This window comes from Frigoribacterium sp. NPDC087798, from assembly GCF_044742985.1.
GTDB lineage: Bacteria > Actinomycetota > Actinomycetes > Actinomycetales > Microbacteriaceae > Frigoribacterium.
This window is the reverse complement of the sequence record NZ_JBIUVP010000002.1, coordinates 18223-37036: the sequence shown is the minus strand read 5'-3', so window position 1 is coordinate 37036 and position 18814 is coordinate 18223. Positions and strand designations below refer to the sequence as shown.

The 18814-nt window shown below is 70.9% G+C and carries 14 protein-coding genes, 1 tRNA gene and 1 pseudogene; 2 read left to right on the top strand and 14 right to left on the bottom strand.

The window, feature by feature from the left end:
* The 8 genes from eno to ACIOSR_RS07125 form a co-directional block, all read right to left on the bottom strand.
* Nucleotides 1-1281 (bottom strand): phosphopyruvate hydratase, encoded by a 1281-nt coding sequence (gene eno / locus ACIOSR_RS07160; RefSeq protein WP_056048826.1) that lies wholly within the window; start codon nt 1279-1281, stop codon nt 1-3.
* A gap of 102 nt (nt 1282-1383) precedes the next feature.
* Nucleotides 1384-2625, bottom strand: coding sequence for a histidine--tRNA ligase (hisS, locus tag ACIOSR_RS07155; RefSeq protein WP_277959167.1), 1242 nt, complete (start codon nt 2623-2625; stop codon nt 1384-1386).
* A 253-nt stretch (nt 2626-2878) separates the two neighbouring features.
* Complete coding sequence (locus ACIOSR_RS07150) at nt 2879-3460, bottom strand: TetR/AcrR family transcriptional regulator (RefSeq protein ID WP_056048830.1); 582 nt, start codon at nt 3458-3460, stop codon at nt 2879-2881.
* Between the two features lie 307 nt (nt 3461-3767).
* Nucleotides 3768-4688, bottom strand: a complete 921-nt coding sequence (locus ACIOSR_RS07145; RefSeq protein WP_402752231.1) for a MazG nucleotide pyrophosphohydrolase domain-containing protein — start codon at nt 4686-4688, stop codon at nt 3768-3770.
* Nucleotides 4689-4690: 2 nt separating this feature from the next.
* The gene (mfd, locus tag ACIOSR_RS07140; RefSeq protein ID WP_402752230.1) at nt 4691-8302 is read right to left on the bottom strand and encodes a transcription-repair coupling factor; all 3612 of its coding nucleotides are present in this window, start codon (nt 8300-8302) and stop codon (nt 4691-4693) included.
* A 153-nt stretch (nt 8303-8455) separates the two neighbouring features.
* A complete protein-coding gene (pth, locus tag ACIOSR_RS07135) occupies nt 8456-9046 on the bottom strand; it encodes an aminoacyl-tRNA hydrolase (protein ID WP_123571603.1) in 591 nt (196 codons plus the stop codon).
* 60 nt (nt 9047-9106) lie between these two features.
* Nucleotides 9107-9742 (bottom strand): 50S ribosomal protein L25/general stress protein Ctc, encoded by a 636-nt coding sequence (locus ACIOSR_RS07130; protein WP_056048841.1) that lies wholly within the window; start codon nt 9740-9742, stop codon nt 9107-9109.
* A gap of 296 nt (nt 9743-10038) precedes the next feature.
* Complete coding sequence (locus tag ACIOSR_RS07125) at nt 10039-10581, bottom strand: gluconokinase (RefSeq protein ID WP_402752229.1); 543 nt, start codon at nt 10579-10581, stop codon at nt 10039-10041.
* 201 nt (nt 10582-10782) lie between these two features.
* Between ACIOSR_RS07125 and gndA the strand changes: the two genes are divergently transcribed.
* The gene (gene gndA / locus ACIOSR_RS07120; protein ID WP_200412602.1) at nt 10783-12186 is read left to right on the top strand and encodes an NADP-dependent phosphogluconate dehydrogenase; all 1404 of its coding nucleotides are present in this window, start codon (nt 10783-10785) and stop codon (nt 12184-12186) included.
* An 886-nt stretch (nt 12187-13072) separates the two neighbouring features.
* On the opposite strand, the gene ACIOSR_RS07115 is transcribed toward gndA, so the two are convergent.
* The 4 genes from ACIOSR_RS07115 to ACIOSR_RS07100 all read right to left on the bottom strand — a co-directional run bounded on the left by ACIOSR_RS07115 (nt 13073) and on the right by ACIOSR_RS07100 (nt 16300).
* Complete coding sequence (locus tag ACIOSR_RS07115; protein WP_056048844.1) at nt 13073-14050, bottom strand: ribose-phosphate diphosphokinase; 978 nt, start codon at nt 14048-14050, stop codon at nt 13073-13075.
* A 41-nt stretch (nt 14051-14091) separates the two neighbouring features.
* Nucleotides 14092-15525, bottom strand: coding sequence for a bifunctional UDP-N-acetylglucosamine diphosphorylase/glucosamine-1-phosphate N-acetyltransferase GlmU (glmU, locus tag ACIOSR_RS07110; protein WP_173152877.1), 1434 nt, complete (start codon nt 15523-15525; stop codon nt 14092-14094).
* Nucleotides 15526-15646: 121 nt separating this feature from the next.
* Nucleotides 15647-16135 (bottom strand): DUF4126 family protein, encoded by a 489-nt coding sequence (locus tag ACIOSR_RS07105; RefSeq protein WP_402752228.1) that lies wholly within the window; start codon nt 16133-16135, stop codon nt 15647-15649.
* A gap of 93 nt (nt 16136-16228) precedes the next feature.
* Nucleotides 16229-16300 (bottom strand) — tRNA-Gln (locus tag ACIOSR_RS07100).
* A 126-nt stretch (nt 16301-16426) separates the two neighbouring features.
* Between ACIOSR_RS07100 and ACIOSR_RS07095 the strand changes: the two genes are divergently transcribed.
* Nucleotides 16427-16921: a MarR family winged helix-turn-helix transcriptional regulator gene (locus tag ACIOSR_RS07095; RefSeq protein WP_056048853.1), complete on the top strand. Its 495-nt coding sequence runs from the start codon at nt 16427-16429 to the stop codon at nt 16919-16921.
* 59 nt (nt 16922-16980) lie between these two features.
* Here ACIOSR_RS07095 and ACIOSR_RS07090 read toward each other — a convergent pair whose 3' ends face one another.
* Together ACIOSR_RS07090 and ACIOSR_RS07085 are read right to left on the bottom strand one after the other, a co-directional pair.
* Nucleotides 16981-18315, bottom strand: a complete 1335-nt coding sequence (locus ACIOSR_RS07090; protein WP_402752482.1) for an ABC-F family ATP-binding cassette domain-containing protein — start codon at nt 18313-18315, stop codon at nt 16981-16983.
* Between the two features lie 11 nt (nt 18316-18326).
* Nucleotides 18327-18729 (bottom strand): annotated as a pseudogene (locus ACIOSR_RS07085) (ATP-binding cassette domain-containing protein); the annotation flags it as partial.
* Between the last annotated feature and the right edge of the window lie 85 nt (nt 18730-18814).

Below are 18814 nucleotides of genomic sequence, written 5' to 3'. Positions count from 1 at the left end.
TCAGGCGGAGAAGCGCGGGAAAGCGCTGTACCCGGCGTAGACCGCGGCGTCGCCGAGCTCTTCCTCGATGCGGAGGAGCTGGTTGTACTTCGCCACGCGCTCGCTGCGGGCGGGGGCACCGGTCTTGATCTGGCCGGCGTCGGTCGCGACGGCGAGGTCGGCGATCGTGGTGTCCTCGGTCTCACCCGAACGGTGCGAGAGGACCGTCGTGTAGCCGCTGCGCTGGGCGAGCGCGACGGCGTCGAGCGATTCGGTCAGCGTGCCGATCTGGTTGACCTTCACGAGGATCGAGTTGGCAGCTCCGGCCTTGATGCCCTTGGCGAGTCGCTCGGGGTTCGTGACGAACAGGTCGTCGCCGACGATCTGCGTCTTCGAGCCGATCTCGCTCGTCAGGTGGGCCCAGCCCTCCCAGTCGTCCTCGTCGAGCGGGTCCTCGATGGTGACGAGGGGGTACGACGCGACGAGGTCGGCGTAGTAGTTCGCGAGGAAGGCCGAGTCGCGCTTCTCGCCCTCGAAGGTGTAGCTGCCGTCCGCGTAGAACTCGCTCGAGGCCACGTCGAGACCCAGGGCGAGGTCCTTGCCCGGGGTGAAGCCGGCCTTGGTGATGGCCTCGACGAGCAGGTCGAGCGCGGCGCGGTTGCTGTCGAGGTTCGGCGCGAAGCCACCCTCGTCGCCCAGACCGGTCGAGAGGCCCTTGGCCTTGAGCTCGCTCTTGAGGGCGTGGTACGTCTCGGCACCCCACTGCAGCGCCTCGGCGAACGAGGACGCGCCGACCGGCAGGATCATGAACTCCTGGATGTCGACGTTGCTGTCGGCGTGCGAACCGCCGTTGATGACGTTGAGCATGGGGACGGGCAGCGTGTGCGCGTTCGGCCCGCCGAGGTAGCGGAAGAGGGGCAGGTCGGCCGAGTCGGCCGCCGCCCGGGCCACGGCCAGCGAGACGCCGAGGATGGCGTTCGCGCCGAGACGCTTCTTGTTGTCGGTGCCGTCGAGTTCGATCATGGCCTGGTCGATCAGGCGCTGGTCGGTGGCGTCGAGCCCCTCGACCTCGGGGCCGATCTCGTCGATCACGGCGGCGACGGCCTTGAGCACGCCCTTGCCGAGGTAACGGCTCTTGTCGCCGTCACGGAGCTCGTAGGCCTCGAAGGCCCCGGTCGATGCACCCGAGGGGACGGCCGCACGCGACACCGTGCCGTCCTCGAGCAAGACCTCGACCTCGACGGTGGGGTTGCCCCGCGAGTCGAGGATTTCGCGGGCGCCTACGGCGTCGATTGCTGCCACTGGAGAGCTCCTTAGTAGTCGTTCGTCTGGGGACGCGAGGTCCGCGGCCCAGCTTAGCCGCGCCTCCTGCCCTGGTTCGTGGCGAGGAGCCGTCGGCATCGGTCAGCCGATCGTGCGGACCTCGAGGTCGGCGGCCGACTCGCCCCCGCGCACGGTGACGAAGCGGCCGAACCCCGCCGCCGCCAGTCCGTCGAGCTGGTTGGTGAAGTTCTTGGCCTTCTTCTCGAGGCGCACGCGCCGTTCGCCGCCCGCCAGCAACGCGCGCTGCAGGGCGAGCAGCTCGACCGGTTCGACCTTCTTGTCGTAGACCACCGCGAGCCCCTCGTCGCCGTCGGTCTCGAGGGTCACGAGGTCGACGAGGCGTTCGAAGCCGAGGGAGAAACCGGCCGCGGGCACGTCGCTGCCCAGGAAGCGGCCGATCATGCCGTCGTAGCGACCGCCGCCGCCGAGGGAATAGGGCACGTCCGGGTGGGCGATCTCGAAGATCGTGCCCGTGTAGTACCCCATGCCGCGGACCAGGGTCGGATCGAACTCGAGGGTGGAGCCCGGCAGCGCCTCGCGCAGCGCGACGAGGTCGGTGAACGCCGCACGGTCGAGCCACGGGACGTCCGTGGCCTCACCGGTGGCCCAGGAGGCGCCGGCCAGCTGGGTGAGCGCCTCGCCGAGACCCGGCGTGGTGACGCCGAGGTCGGCGAGTTCGGCGACGACGCCGTCGACGCCGATCTTGTCGAGTTTGTCGACGACGATCAGCGCCTGGTCGGTCAGCGCCTCGGGTACCGCCCAGTGGGCGAGCATCGCCAGCAGGATGCGGCGGTCGTTCACGCGGATCGTCGTGCCGGTGAGGCCGAGGGCGTCGAGAACGGCGGTCGTGGCCTGGATCAGTTCGATCTCGGCCAGCGGCCCGGCCTCTCCCAGGACGTCGATGTCGCACTGGACGAACTGGCGGTAGCGGCCCTTCTGCGGACGCTCGGCCCGCCACACCGGGGCGATCTGCACGGAGCGGAAGACCGTCGGCAGCTCGGCTCGGTGCGACGCGTAGAAGCGCGCGAGCGGCACCGTCAGGTCGAAGCGGAGTCCGAGGTCGGCGAGTCCGAGCACGCTCTCGGCCGATCGCAGGTCGTCGAGGTCGAGGCCCCGCCGGAGGACGGCGAAGACCTGCTTCTCGTTGTCTCCCCCGAGCCCGGAATGGAGGCGCGAGCTCTCTTCGACCACGGGCGTCTCGATCTCGTCGAAGCCGTAGGAGCGGTAGACGCCTCGGATGACCGAGAGCACGCCCTCGCGGCGCCTCTTGTCGGCGGGCAGGTGGTCGCGCATGCCGCGCGGCGGGTTGACGGGGGTCGGCATGAGGACATCATCCCAGAGACGCCGCACCCCTGACGTCGGCACCGACTTGCAGGCATGTCACATTCTACGTTATGGTTTTCTCGGGTGGTCGGCGCGAATCGGGTTGCGTGTCGGTCACACCACTCGGCCCTCCCTTCCCTGCGGTGAGGGCCCTGGCCGGGCCGGGCGCTGAGCGCTCGGCCCGGTTCAGCCCGACCCGACGCCCGCCGACACCATCAGGTTCCACCCACCCCGAGGCCGACGGCGAGCAGGGTCAGTGCTGAGGAACGCGCGAGACGAGGGTCTCGACGGCATGCTTGTACGCTGCGGACGCACGACGTCCGTCCCCCGAGACGATGGCGTCGTACTGCAGGCCGAACAACGCATCGACGAAGACCCGCGCCGCGACCTTGGCCTCGGCCGGCGCGACCCCGTTCGCCGAGACCCAGCCCGCCACGTGGTCGACCCACCGTCCGACCGCCCCGCGAGCGGTGCCGCCGACCTCGCCCGCCACGGTCTCGAGCAGGGCCGCCTCGAGCTCGAGGCGGTGCAGGTCTCGGCCCCGCTCGGTGGTGACCTCGTGCCAGACCTTGGCCAGGTGCTTGCCGAAGGCCTCGCGGTCGAGCTCGGAGACCGCGACCGACAGCAAGGCGTCGTTGCGGGCGACGACCGCGCGGACGATCTCGGCGATGAGCTCAGCCCGGTTGCCGAAGTGGTAGACGAAGACGTACGTGCTGACCCCCAGGGCCTCGGCCAGGGTGCGGAACGACACGGTGGCGAGGGAGCGACCCCGGAGGTGCTCGAGGATCTGGCCGAGGAGCTCGGGCTTGCGGGTGGGATCAGGCTTGCGAGGCATGGTGCCGCTCCTTCGTGCCGACGAGTCGTACTCGCCCTGCGCGGTCGCCGTCGTCGTAGTGGACCATAACAGACGTCTGTCGTGGCCGACCGGTCGGTCGACCGGCACCCGCGAGGCCCCCCCGAGCACCCCGGGCGGGACGCCGAGTGGACCGACATGTCGTCTTTTGACATGTCAACACACATCCTCTACATTGAGGACACCACTCGGACCCCACCGGGTCGCTGCCCCTCGGGCCGACCCTCTGGTGGACGAGCGCCGGCCTCGCCACTCATTCGGGTTGAGCGGGCGACGCCGAGGTGCCCCCTCATTCGGGTTGAGGGGGCACCTGCTCGACGGGACGGCCCTCGATCGTGCCGCCTCCGGCCTGGACGCCCCCGGGTTGCCCGCCTTGGGGCTGCTCGTCTTCCGCCTGGCCGCCCTCGAGCTGCCCGCCTCCGGCCGGTTCGGCCTCGTCTCGCCGAAGCAGCATCTCGCGCTCGCGCACGGCGGCCCGAAGCGCGCGCTCGGCGTCCATGCCCCGATCGGTGGCCTCGTCGACCTGCGCGAGCAATGCTCGGCCCCACGCGAGTTCGCGCGACTCGGCCCGGGCGTCCGTCGCCACCGTGCCCGTCACCTCCGTGCCCGTCACCTCCGTGCCCGTCACCTCCGTGCCCGACGTCGTGGTCGGTGCCCGATCGGGCTCGGGGCGGACGCCACCTGCGGCAGCCCGTCGCGCATCGAGCTTCTGGGCGCGGGCGAGAGCGGGCTGCCCGACGGGGACGCCGTCGTAGGCACTCGTCCGCTGCGACTTCTCGTCGGCCTTCGCCGCCGACCAGAGTCGGACGATCTCGTCGACGTCGTCGGCACGGTCTGCCCCGAACACGTGGGGGTGACGCCGCACGGTCTTCTCGGCGACGTCACGCACGACGTCGGCGAGGTCGAACGACCCCGAGGAGGCGCGGGCGGCCAGGGCGCCGTGCAGGACCACCTGGTACAGCACGTCCCCGAGCTCTTCCCGGACGTCGTCCGAAGTGCCGTCCTCGATCGCCTCGACGAGCTCGTAGGTCTCTTCGACGAGGTAGGTCACCAGGGACCGTGGGGTCTGCGCACGGTTCCAGGCGCACCCGTCCTCGTCGGCGAGGAGGGCGTCGACCACGCGGACGAGCTCGTCGAGCCGAGCGCCCGCCCCGGGTTCGGAGGCGCCCCGCGCCTCCTCGTCGTGGACTCCGTCCGGGCGACGCGACACGGTCAGCTCGCCGCGGCCGTGTCGGTCGCCGGACGCGCGACCGGGGCCGCGTAGATCGCCGACAGCAGCTGCTCGACCCAGACGATCAACTCGTCGTCGCTCGGTGCCTGCCCATGGGCTCGTGGCAGGGGCACGCTGACGGCGTTCGTCTGCGCGAACCACCGCGCACCCGGGTACATCCGTTGCAGGCGGACTTGCATGCTGTCGGGCAGGTCGACGCCCGAGACCCGCAGGTTGCTGCCCATGACCACGACCTCGCTGAGACCGGCCTTCTGGGCCGCCCGACGCAGGCGGGAGACCTCGATCAGCGCCAGCACGGGTGCCGGGGGCTCACCGTAACGGTCGGTGAGTTCGTCGAGCACCGAGTCGATCTGGTCGTCGGTGGACGTGGGCGAGCTGGCCGTCGAGAGCTTCTGGTAGGCCTCGAGGCGCAGCCGCTCGCTCTCGACGTACTCTTCGGGGACGTGGGCGTCGACCGGGAGTTCGAGCCGCAGTTCGGTCTGCCCCTCGGCGACGTCCCCGCGGAAGGAGCTGACGGCCTCACCGATCATGCGGAGGTAGAGGTCGAAACCGACCCCGGCGATGTGCCCCGACTGTTCACCGCCGAGCAGGTTGCCGGCCCCACGGATCTCGAGGTCTTTCAAGGCGACCTGCATGCCCGCACCGAGCTCGTTGTTGGCGGCGATCGTCTCGAGGCGGTCCTGTGCGGTCTCGCTGAGCGGCTTGTCGGCGTCGTAGAGGAAGTACGCGTAGCCGCGCTCCCGGCCTCGACCCACCCGCCCACGCAGCTGGTGCAGCTGGCTCAGACCGTACTTGTCGGCCCGGTCGATGATCAACGTGTTGGCGTTGGCGATGTCGAGACCCGTCTCGATGATGGTGGTCGACACGAGGACGTCGAACTTGCGCTCCCAGAAATCGACCATCACCTGCTCGAGCGTCGACTCGGCCATCTGGCCGTGGGCGACGGCGACGCGGGCCTCGGGCACGAGCTCGGCGATCTGCGCCGCGATGCGGTTGATGCTCGACACGCGGTTGTGCACGTAGAACACCTGGCCCTCGCGCAGCAGTTCGCGCCGGATCGCGGCGGCTTTCTGCCGGTCGCTCTCGGGGCCCACGAAGGTGAGGATCGGGTGGCGGTCCTCGGGCGGGGTGGCCAGGGTCGACATCTCGCGGATGCCCGTGACGGCCATCTCGAGCGACCGCGGGATCGGGGTCGCCGACATGGCCAGGATGTCGACGTTGGTCTTGAGCTTCTTCAGGGCGTCCTTGTGTTCGACGCCGAAACGCTGCTCTTCGTCGATGATGACGAGGCCGACGTCCTTGTACGAGATGCCCTCGCTCAACAGTCGATGGGTGCCGATGACCATGTCGACGGTGCCGTCGCCGAGCCCGGCGATCGTCTCCTTGGACTCTTTCGCCGACTGGAACCGGCTGAGGCTGCGGAGGTGCACGGGGAACCCGGCGAAGCGATCGCTGAAGGTGTCGAAGTGCTGTTTCACGAGCAGGGTCGTCGGGACGAGCATGACGACCTGCTTGCCGTCCTGGATGGCCTTGAACGCCGCTCGGACGGCGACCTCGGTCTTGCCGTAGCCGACGTCGCCCGAGAGCAGGCGGTCCATCGGGATCGGGCGTTCCATGTCGGCCTTGATCTCGTCGATGGTCGTGAGCTGGTCGGGGGTCTCGGCGAACGGGAACGCCTCTTCGAGCTCGCGCTGCCACGGGGTGTCGGGCGGGAACGCGTGGCCCTTGCTCGCCATGCGGGCCGAGTAGAGCTTGACCAACTCGACCGCGATGTCGCGGACGGCCTTGCGCGCCTTGCCCTTGGCGGCCGCCCAGTCCCCGCCGCCCATCTTGCTGAGCGCCGGGGCCTCGCCACCCACGTAGCGGCTGAGCAGGTCGAGCTGGTCGGTCGGGACGTAGAGCTTGTCGCCGGGGTAACCGCGCTTGGAGGGCGCGTACTCGAGCACGAGGTACTCGCGAGAGTGCTTGACGGCGTTCTTGCCACCACTCGACACCTCGCGGCTGGTGAGCTCGAGGAACTTGCCGATGCCGTGGGTCGAGTGCACGACGACGTCGCCCGGCTTGAGCTGGAGGGGATCGACGACGTTCTTGCGTCGGGTCGCGAGCTTCTTGACCTGCCGCGAGTCGTAGTTGGCCGAACGGCCGTAGAAGTCGGACTCGCCGAGGACGGCGATCTTGGACTCCATCAGTTCGAAGCCGGCCTCGACCCCGCCGGCCACGAGGTGGACGATGCCCGGTTCGAGGGTCTCGGGCAGGCTCTCCTCGAGGCGGGCGGCGACCTCGCGCTCGGCGAGGACGTCTCGGGCCCGCTCGACGAGCCCCGTGCCGCGGGCCGTGACGACGACGGACCAGCCGTCGCGCACGCGCTCGACGACGTGCTCGAGCGCACCCTCGGCGTGTCCGCTGAAGCTCGGGACGACAGCCGCGTCCACGCGGACGTAGTCGCCGGCCGCGGCGACCGCCTCGTCGTCGGACAGCACCTCGCCCGAGTCGAAGCCGCTCATCGTGAACCAGGACCGCTCGCCCGCCGCGTCACGCAGATCGCGGAGGCTGAGGAAGTCGCCCGAGTCGAGGTCGATGGGTGCCTCGGCACCGGCCGTCGCGGCGTTCCAGGCGGCCGACAGGAACTCGCGGTTCGTCTCGGCCAGGCTCTGGGCGCGCGACACGACCCGCTCGGGCGAGAGGACGACGATGGAGGCGCCGGCCGGCAAGTAGTGCGTCACCGGCACCAGCCGGTGCACCAGCGCGGGTGCCAGGCTCTCCATGCCCTCGACCGGGATGCCCTCGGCGATCTTCGCGAGCATCTGCGACAGGCTGGGGAACTCGTGCTGCATCTCGCGAGCCCGTTGACGGACCGCCTCGGTGAGCAGCATCTCGCGGCTCGGCGGCAGCTCGACCGACGTGACCTCGCCGTCCAGGCTTCGCTGGTCGGCCACGGAGAACCGACGGATCTGGTCGACCTCGTCGCCGAAGAAGTCGACGCGCACCGGGTGTTCGGCCGTGGGCGGGAACACGTCGAGGATGCCGCCGCGGACGGCGAACTCGCCACGGCGGGTGACCATGTCGACCCGGGCGTACGCCAGGTCGACGAGATGGACGGCGATGCCCGAGAGGTCGTGGCCGCGCTCGCCCACGGTGAGCCGCACGGGGTCGAGCTCGACGAGGTTGTCGCTGAGCGGCTGGAGGGCGGCGCGCACACCGGCGACGACGACGATGGGGCGGACGGAACCCGGCGCCTCGGCAGCTTCCTGCCGCCAGGTGGCGAGACGCCGCAGGGCGTGGATCCGCTTGCCGACCGTCTCGGCGCTGGGGCTGAGACGTTCGTGGGGCAGGGTCTCCCACGCGGGGAACTCGATGACCTCGGCCTCGGGCAGGTAGCTGGTGAGCGACCCCCGCACCGCCTCGGACTCCCGACCCGTGGCCGTGACGACCAGCATCGCCTGCGGACCCTCGCGACGGTCGAGCAGACCGGCCAGCAGGGGAACGCGGAGGCCGTCGACGACGGAGAAATCGGTGCTGCGTGCGGCCCGGTCGAGGGCGGCAGAGAACGTGGAGGCGCGCGAGAGCGCCTGGATCAAGCCCGCGAGTATCACCCGCACGATGTTACGCGGCACCACCGACACCGCGGTCGGGGTTCGCTGTCGGCGACACCGGGAGGCGCCCGGAGGTCGGTCACCGGCGGGACGGACCCGCTCGTCGCGGTCCGCGACTCGACCACGTCCGTGGTCGGTCGGGCTCGGGACGCGTCAGCTCTTCGCGGTGTGGAACTTCAGCTGCGCCGCGGTCAGTCCGTCGGTGGCGATCATCTCGACCGCGTCGGCCGCGTCGGCGACCAGGAACGGAAGTTCTTTGCGTTCGGTGGAGGAGAAGTCCTTGAGGACGAAGTCGGCGGCGGGCTGCCTGCCGGGCGGGCGGCCGATGCCGACCCGAACCCGGGTGAACTCGTTCGATCCCGTGGCGGCGATGATGTCGCGGATGCCGTTGTGGCCGCCGTGGCCGCCACCGTGCTTCAGCCGGACGACGTCGAAGTCGATGTCGAGCTCGTCGTGGACGACGATGAGCCGCGACACGTCGAGGTCGTAGTACTTCAACAGCGCCTGCGTCGGCCCGCCCGAGACGTTCATGAAGGTCGCGGGCCTGGCCAGCACGAAGCGAGGGCCGCCGGGAGCGGTGCGCCCCTCGGCGACCGTCGCGTTCGTGCGGTGGTTCTTGAACCCGGTGGAGAGTCGGTCGGCCAGTTCGGCCAGGACCATCTGCCCCACGTTGTGCCTGTTGCCGGCGTAGCCGGGCCCGGGGTTGCCGAGCCCGACCACGAGCCACTGGTCGTCGAGTGCCATCGTCGTGGTCGTCGTTCTCTCAGTGGGTCTGCGCCGGCAGGGTGATCGAGCTGCGTCGTGTTACTCGGAGCGCTCTTCGTCCTCGATGGACTCGACGTCGCCCTCGGCCTCGGCGGCCTCGCCGTCCTCGTCGGAGACCGCGTCGGTCGTCAGGTCGAGCTGGGGCACCGAGACGGCGAGCACGAGGGTCTCGGGCTCGCTGACCAGGGTCGCGCCCTTGGGCAGCACGAGGTCGGCCGCCGAGATCTGGGCGCCCTCTTCGAGGCCCTCGATCGAGACGACGACGTTCTGCGGGATGTGCGTGGCCTCGACCTCGAGCTCGACGGCGTTGAGCTCGACGACGTGGATCGTGCCGGGAGCCGACTCACCCTCGACGTGCACGGGCACCTCGACGGTGACCTTCTCGCCCTGGCGGACGACGATGAGGTCGATGTGCTCGATGGTCTGCTTGACCGGGTCGCGCTGGATGTCCTTGACGAGGGCGAGCTGGTTCGTGCCCTCGATGTCGAGCGTGATGACGGCGTTGGCACGACGCGTGATCAGCATGGTCTCGTGACCGGGCAGCGTGACGTGCTGGGGGTCGGTGCCGTGGCCGTAGATGACCGCGGGGATCTGGTCCTTGGCACGGATCTTGCGGGCCGCGCCCTTGCCGAAGCTGGTGCGCACGAGGGCGCTGAGGTTGTTCTGGTCGGACATGTCGTCTCCTTGCAGGGGCCGTGACGGCCCGGGGGTGTGTGGTCGGTGTCAACTCGAACGCGAATCGCGTGAGGAAGGACCCGCAACCCGAGGGGTGCCGCCCGAGGGACGATCACCGCTGCACGAGTGGTGCGTGAGCACCGAGCGCCTGCCTACCGCGTCGATCACGGGTGCCGGAGCACCCCTCGCCGAGGTTCAGCTACCAAGGTTACACGTCGGCCGGGCGTGTCGCCAACCCGCGCCTCCTCGGCTCGTCCGTCCGCGAGGGCGCCCCCTCAGTGCCCGAGCCGGGCTCGTCAGTGCCCGAGGTCGCCTCGTCGCACGGCCCCGAGGTGGGCCGTCACGGCCGCCACGACGTCGTCGGGACCGGGCTCCACGTCGACCTCGAAACCGGCCTCGTCGTCGGTCAGCGGCTCGAGGGTGGCGAACTGCGACTCCATCAGGCCGGCCGGCATGAAGTGCCCCTTGCGCTCGCGCTGACGTCGGGCGACGAGGTCGCGCACGCCGGTCAGGTGCACGAACCGGAGGCGCGGGTCGCCCTCCCGCAGGACGTCGCGGTACGCCTTCTTCAGCGACGAGCAGGCGACGACCACCGAGGCGTCGCCCGCCGCGGCGATGCGCTCGGCGACGATGCGGAGCCACGGCCACCGGTCGTCGTCGTCGAGCGGCTGCCCGGCGGCCATCTTGAGCCGGTTGGCCTCGGGGTGCAGGTCGTCGGCGTCGACGAACGGGACGCCGAGGGTCTCGGCCAACAGCTCGCCCACGGTCGACTTGCCCGATCCGGAGACCCCCATCACGACGACGGGCGGGAAGGGAGCGGGGTGGGGCTGGTCGGTCACGGACGGCCTTCGATCGGGGAAACGGTTGCGTCAACCCTAGGCGAGCCGCCGTGGAGGGGTACGGACGGAGCCTGTCGGACGCTCGGCACCGAGGCATAGTCTGCGAACACCACCGACCGAGAAGGAGGCACCGTGACCGAACACGGAGCAGCATCGCAGTCCACCGCCCAGGCGAACATCGGAGTCGTCGGCCTGGCCGTCATGGGCTCGAACCTGGCGCGCAACCTCGCCAGTCGCGAGGGCAACACGGTCGCCGTCTACAACCGCTCCCCCGAGCGCACCGACACCCTCATGGACGAGCACGGTGACGCCGGGTTCATCGCCTCGAAGTCGATCGAGGACTTCGCCGCATCCCTGCAGAAGCCGCGCACCGCGATCGTCATGGTGCAGGCCGGTCGCGGCACCGACGCCGTCATCAGCCAGCTCGCCGACGTGTTCGACGAGGGCGACATCATCGTCGACGGCGGCAACGCGAACTTCCAGGACACCCGCCGACGAGAGGCCGCCCTCAAGGAGCGCGGACTGAACTTCGTGGGCGCCGGCATCTCGGGCGGCGAGGAAGGCGCCCTGAAGGGGCCGTCGATCATGCCCGGCGGCTCGAAGGAGGCCTACGAGACGCTCGGCCCGATCCTGGCGTCGATCGCGGCGGTGGCCGAGGGCGAGCCGTGCGTCACGCACGTCGGGGCCGACGGCGCGGGCCACTTCGTCAAGATGATCCACAACGGCATCGAATACGCCGACATGCAGCTCATCGCCGAGTCGTACGACCTGCTGCGCCGTGTGGGCGGCCACGAGCCCGCTGCCATCGCCTCGGTCTTCGAGGAGTGGAACAAGGGCGAGCTCGAGTCGTACCTGATCGAGATCACGGCCGAGGTGCTCCGCCAGACGGACGCGAAGACGGGCGGCCCGCTCGTCGACTCGATCGTCGACCAGGCCGGCTCCAAGGGCACGGGGGTCTGGACCGTGCAGAACAGCGTCGGGTTGGGTGTGCCGGTCGGCGGGATCGCCGAGGCCGTCTTCGCCCGCGCCGTGTCGTCGAAGCCCGCCCAGCGCTCGGCCGTGCAGAAGACCCTGCAGGGACGGCCCGAGATCCAGGAGGCCGGCGACGGCTTCGAGGACGACGTGCAGAAGGCGCTCTACGCCTCGAAGATCGTCGCCTACGCCCAGGGCTTCGACGCCATCATCGCCGGTGCCGACGAGTACGACTGGGACATCGACAAGGGCGCCATCGCCAAGATCTGGCGCGGCGGCTGCATCATCCGGGCACAGTTCCTCAACCGCATCGTCGACGCCTACGAGAAGGACGCGTCGATCGCGACCCTGCTCGAGGACGACTACTTCGCCGCGGCCGTCCGGGACGGCGAAGAGGCCTGGCGCCGCATCGTGGCCAAGGCGGCCCTCTCGGGCATCCCCGTGCCCGGGTTCGCCTCGGCCCTGTCGTACTACGACTCGCTCGCGTCCGAACGCCTGCCCGCCTCACTCATCCAGGGGCAGCGGGACTTCTTCGGGGCACACACCTATCAGCGCGTCGACGAGGAGGGTACGTTCCACACCCTCTGGTCGGGCGACCGGTCCGAGATCGAGACGGAGCCGTCGACCCACTGACGGGTGCAGGGGCGCTCACCGCGCCTCCTGCGTCCTGACGGGCGTGCCCGTCGATGCGGTGCCGCTGCGGCGGGCGGCATCGGGCACGCCCGTCCGTCGTTCCGCTGCAGCGGATCTCGGAGCTTCCGACGTCGACGTAGACAACTCAGGAGAACGGCCGCCGAATCGGCCCTTTGGAGGCGCGGCGCAGCCGAACTCCGGAGTTGCCGACTTCGCACGGGCAGGTCGCGGGCCAGGCGGGCCGCTCGGGCCGGGCCGTGGCCTGCCGGTCGCGTGACCCAGGCGGCACGGGCCGGGCGGGCGGGCGGGCGGGTCGAGCAAATCCACGTCGGCAAGTCAGGAGAACGACCGCCAAGACGGCGCGCAGGACGCGCGGCGCAGCCGGACTCCGGAGTTGCCGACTTCGCGCGGGCAGGTCGCGGACCAGGCGGGCCGGGCCGCACGCAGCCAGGCCCCACGCCGCCCGCGTGGCCAATTCAGGAGAACGTCCGTCGAAACGGCCCGCAGGAGGCGCGGCGCAGCCGAACTCCGGAGTTGCCGACATCGGACGAGCAAGCCGGGCCGGTCGGGGCCGAGCGGCCGGGTGGGGTCGAGCAGGTCCCCGTCGGCAAGTCAGGACAACGACCGCCGAAACGGCCCGCAGGAGGCGCGGCGCAGCCGAACTCCGGAGTTGCCGACATCGGACGAGCAAGCCGGGCCGGTCGGGGCCGAGCGGCCGGGCCGGTCGGGGCCAGGCAGCCGGGCCGGTCGGGGCCAGGCAGCCGGGCCGGTCGGGGCCAGGCGAGCCGGCCGGTCGGGGCCCGGCGAGCCGAGCGGTCGGGGCCAGGCGGGTCGGGCCGGTCGCCTCCGTGCGCCGAGGCGACGGGAGGTGTCGGGCGGTGTGGGGCTAGGCGGCGCCGTCGAACATCGAGGTGACCGAACCGTTGTCGAAGACCTCGTGGATCGCCCGGGCGATCAGCGGGGCGATGGGCAGGATCTCGAGCTTGTCGAACTTCTGGTGCTCGGTGAGCGGCAGGGTGTCGGTGACGACGACCGAGTCGATGAACTCGCTGTTGAGGATCTCGGGGGCGGGGTCGCTGAAGACCGCGTGGGTCGCGGCGACCACGACGCCGATCGCGCCGTTGGCCTTGAGCGCCTCGGCGGCCTTGACGATGGTGCGACCGGTGTCGATCAGGTCGTCGACGAGGAGGCACACGCGACCCGAGACGTCGCCGACGATCTCGTGGACGGTGACCTGGTTCGGCACCAACGGGTCACGGCGCTTGTGGATGATCGCGAGGGGGGCGTCGAGCTTCTCGCTCCAGATGTCGGCGACGCGGACGCGCCCCATGTCGGGCGAGACCACCGTCAGGGTGGTGTTGTCGAGCTTGGCGCGGAAGTGCTCGAGCAGCACGGGCATGGCGAAGAGGTGGTCGACCGGGCCGTCGAAGAAGCCCTGGATCTGCGGGGCGTGCAGGTCGACGCTCATGATGCGGTGCGCTCCGGCCGCCTTGAAGAGGTCGGCGACGAGCCGGGCGGAGATCGGCTCGCGACCCCGGCCCTTCTTGTCTTGCCGGGCGTACGGGTAGAACGGCGCCACGACGGTGATGCGCTTCGCCGAGGCCCGCTTGAGGGCGTCGACCATGATCAGCTGTTCCATCAGCCACTCGTTGATCGGCGCCGAGTGGGACTGGATGACGAAGGCGTCCGAGCCACGGACGCTCTCGTCGAAGCGGGCGTAGAGCTCGCCGTTGGCGAAGGTGCGGGCGTCGGTCGGGATCAGCTCGCTGCCGAGCTCGGCGGCGATCTGGTTGGCCAGTTCGGGGTGCGCACGCCCCGAGATCAGAACGAGTCGGTTCTCGCCGGTGATCTTGATTCCGGACACGTCACTCGCTCTCCGGCCCCGAGGGGCCAACCCGACCGGGTTCAGTCGGTCGTTCGTTCGGCGCGAGCGGCGGCCTCGGCAGCCGCCGAGCCGGGGCGGTTCGCCTCGACCCATCCGCTCGCATTGCGCTGTGGAGCGATGCTCAAGGCCAGGGCACCGGCCGGCACGTCTTTGCGGACGATCGTTCCGGCGCCTGTGTACGCTCCGTCGCCAATCCTAACGGGGGCGACGAAGACGTTGTGCGACCCGGTGCGGACGTGCGACCCGACCTCGGTGCGGTGCTTGTCCACGCCGTCGTAGTTGGCCGTGATGGTGCCGGCGCCGATGTTCGACCCCTCGCCCACCTCGGTGTCGCCCACGTAGCTGAGGTGCGGCACCTTCGATCCGGCGCCGATCTGCACGTTCTTGGTCTCGACGAAGGTGCCGATCTTGCCGTCGGCGGACAGGAGCGTGTTGGGCCGCAGGTACGCGAAGGGCCCCACGGAGGCGCGGGCACCGATGACGGCGAGCGTCGCGTCCGTGCGCTTGACGGTCGCCCCCTCGCCCACCTCGGTGTCGACGAGGGTGGTGTCGGGGCCGACGACCGCGCCCGGGGCGATGTAGGTCGCGCCGCGGAGCTGGGTGCCCGGCAGCAGTTCGACGTCGGGGCTGAGGGAGACGTCGCGGTCGATCCAGGTCGTCTGCGGGTCGACGATCGAGACGCCTTCGCGCTGCCAGTGCTCGACGATGCGGTCGTTCAGCCGACGGGCCGCGGCGGCGAGCTGCACGCGGTCGTTGATGCCCTCGAGGCGCCACGTCTCGTCGATCGCCCGTGCGGCGACGACCTCGCCGGCACCGGTGAGCAGGCCGACCATGTCGGTGACGTACTTCTCGTTCTGCGCGTTGGCCGACCCGATGCGGGGCAGGTGGGTGCGCAGGGCGGCGACGGTGAAGACGTAGGTGCCCGAGTTGATCTCGCGCACGGCCCGCTCGTCGTCGGTGGCGTCCTTGTGCTCGACGATGCGGTCGACGTCGCCCGACTCGCGGCGGACGACCCGCCCGTAGCCGGTGGCGTCGGGCAGCACGGCACTCAGCAGCGTCGCCGAGGCGGAGGCGGCACGGTGCTGGTCGAGCAGGGCGGTGAGCGTCGCGTGGTCGAGGAAGGGCACGTCGGCACTGACGACCACGACGTCGCCGGTGAAGTCGGCGGGCAGCGCCTCCACCGCTTGTTCGACGGCTCGACCGGTGCCGGGCACGTCGTCCTGATCGACGACGAGCGCGTGCGGGGCGGTGTCGAGCACGCTCGCGACGACCAGGTCGCGCTCGTGCCGCACCACGGCGACGAGGTGGTCGGGCCGGAGCGCGCCGGCGCTCTCGAGCACGTGCTGGATCAGCGGCAGCCCCGCCAGGCGGTGCAGGACCTTCGGGGTCGAGGACTTCATGCGGGTGCCCTGCCCTGCGGCGAGGACGACGACGGCGAGCTGGCGTTCGGGCATGGTGCTCCTTGGTGAGGGGTGGCGCGTGATCACCGCCGATCCTCCCACGGGAGGCCGCCCGACCACGGGTCACCCGCCCGGCGTGGGGACGCCGCCGACGCCGAGACGAGGTGGGGAGGAGTCAGCGGGAGCGGACGACGGCGACCGAGCCCGAGACCGCGACGGCGTCCTCGACGAGCGCGACGGCGACGTCGGGCAACCCGGTCTTCTCGACGACGGCCTTCCGTGCCCGGTAGAAGAGCCAGCTGCCGACGAGGGCGCCGGACGCCCCGGCGAGCGCTGCGGCCACGGGGGTGCCCCGACGGCCGGTGCCGGCCATCGCGATCCCCGCGACGGCGCCGGAGACCGCGCGACCGAACAGCGGGCCGGCACCGACCCGGCTCGGCGTGGCCGGCAGCTTGTCGCCGACGAGCTCACCGAGGCCCGCGGCCACCAGGGCACCGCGGCCGAGGGGTGAGCGGAACAGGCGCCAGCGCTGCCAGGGGCCCCGCGCCTCCTGGGCGTCGTGGTTCAGGGCCAGGACGGCGAGCGGCGTCGCCGAGCGCGACCCGCTGAGGACGCCGAGCAGGACGGCCCGGACGAGGGATGGCGTGGGATCGGTCTTCGACATGGCAGGAGTCCTCGTCGTCGGATGGACGCCAGGGCGCCCGCGGTCGGGGCGGGACGGACCCGACGAGCCGACCGCGACCTGCGACGCTCGGGGCTCCGCCACCAGGATTCGAACCTAGACCTAACAGCTCCAAAGGCTGTCGTGCTGCCGTTACACCATGGCGGACCGCGCGTGCGCGCCGGTCCATTCTGCCAGACCACGACTCGACCGAGGTGCCCGCGCGGGGCGACGGGCCCGCCGGGCCGCACCGCGCCTCCCGCACCCGACGACGGCCTCGGGCATGATGGGCTGATGCCCGAGCAGGACGAGGTCGACCGCATCGTCGAGGCGTGGCGCCACGAGCGACCCGACCTCGACTTCGCGCCGCTCCAGGTGCTCTCGCGCGTCGGGCGGCTGTCGAAGCACCTCGATCGCGCCCGTCGCGAGGCGTTCACCGCCAGCGACCTCGAGTCGTGGGAGTTCGACGTGCTCTCGGCGCTGCGTCGGGCCGGTGCCCCCTACCAGCTGAGCCCCAAGACGCTGCTGCAGCAGACCCTCGTCTCGAGCGGCGCGATGACCAACCGCATCGACCGGCTCGTGGCCCGCGGCCTGGTCGAACGCCGCACCGACCCGAACGACGGCCGGGGCATCCTGGTCACGATGACGGGCGACGGACGGCGCGCGGTCGACGCCGCGATCGAACGTCTCGTCACGGCCGAGGGCACCCTGCTCAGCGACCTCAGCGACGACGACCGCCGCCGCCTGACCGACCTGCTGCGGACGCTGAGCCTCACGCTCGGCGACTGAGTCGGGGCGACCGGCGGAGCACGCCAGCCCGCTCGCCCGCTCGCTCGCTCGCTCGCTCGCTACGCCAGCAACTCGCTCAGCTCGAGCCAGCGCACCTCGAGCTCGCCCGTCTTGTGGTCGAGCGCCGTCAGCTTCGCCTGCAACGCGGCCAGGCCGTCGAAGTCGGACTGGTCGAAGGAGGCGAACTGGGCCAGCAGGGTCTCTCGCTCGCCCGAGGCCTTCGCGAGCTTGCGGTCGATCGATCCGAGCTCTTTCTCGGCGTTGCGCTTCTCGGCTCCCGACAGGCCCGAGGCGGCGGCCGAGGCCGCGACGGATGCCGAGGCCCCCTGGACGGCCGTCGGGCGGTCGGTCGCGCCTCCTTGGTTCTGGGTCGCCTCGCGACGCAGCTGCAGGTACTGGTCGACGCCCCCGGGCAGGTGCCGGAAGCGGCCCTCGAGCACGGCGTACTGCTGGTCGGTGACGCGCTCGAGCAGGTACCGGTCGTGCGAGACGACGAGCAGGGTGCCGGGCCAACCGTCGAGCAGGTCCTCCATCGCGGCGAGCATGTCGGTGTCGAGGTCGTTGGTGGGCTCGTCGAGGATGAGCACGTTCGGCTCGTTCAGCAGGATCAACAGGAACTGCAGGCGGCGCTTCTGGCCACCGGACAGGTCTTTGATGGGGGTCTGCAGCTGAGCGCTGGTGAAGCCGAGGCGCTCGAGCAGCTGCCCGGGCGTCATCTCTTTGCCCCCGGTGACGTACGAGGTGCGCTGCCGGCCGATGACGTCGTTCACCCGCTCGTGCGCGACCTCGTGGAGGTCGGCGAGCTGCTGGTCGAGGATCGCGAACTTGACCGTCTTGCCCTGTTTGACGCGCCCCTCGGTGGGGGCGATGGCCCCGGTGACGACCTTCAGCAGCGTCGACTTGCCGGCGCCGTTCACGCCGAGCACGCCGGTGCGCTCCCCCGGCGCGATGCGCCACTCGACGTCCTGCAGCACGCGCTTGTCGCCGAACGAGACGCCGACCTCGACGAGGTCGACGACGTCCTTGCCGAGGCGAGCGGTCGCCATCTGCGACAGCTGGACGGCGTCACGCACGGGCGGCTCGTCGGCGATCAGTTCGTTGGCCGCGTCGATGCGGAACTTGGGCTTGGTCGAGCGCGCCGGGGCCCCGCGACGGAGCCAGGCGAGCTCTTTGCGCATGAGGTTCTGGCGCTTGGCCTCGGAGGCGGACGCCATGCGGTCCCGCTCGACGCGCTGGAGCACGTAGGCCGCGTAGCCGCCCTCGAAGGGTTCGACGATGCCGTCGTGGACCTCCCAGGTGTCGGTCGAGACCTCGTCGAGGAACCACCGGTCGTGGGTCACGACCACGAGGGCGCCCGAATTCGTCGACCAGCGACGCGAGAGGTGCTGCGCCAGCCAGGCGACGCCCTCGACGTCGAGGTGGTTGGTGGGCTCGTCGAGGAACAGGACGTCCCAGTCGCCGACGAGCAGGGTCGCGAGGGCCACGCGTCGACGCTGACCTCCGGAGAGGTCCTCGACCCGCGCCTCCCACGGGATGTCGGTGGCGAGGCCCGAGATGACGTCGCGGATGCGCGCGTCGCCGGCCCATTCGTGCTCGTCGCGGTCGCCGACGATCAGGCTGCCGACCGTGGCGCCCTCGGGCAGGACGTCGCGCTGGTCGAGCATGCCGATGGTCAGGCCGCGACGGGTCGTGACACGACCGTCGTCGGGTTCGAGCCGACCCGCGAGCACCGACATGAGCGTCGACTTGCCGTCACCGTTGCGGCCGACGACACCGATGCGGGAGCCCTCGTCGATGCCGAGGGTCACCCCGTCGAGGACGACCTTGGTCGGGAATTCGAGACGGAGGTTTTCTGCGCCGAGTAGATGAGCCACCACAGAAGCGTAGACGGCC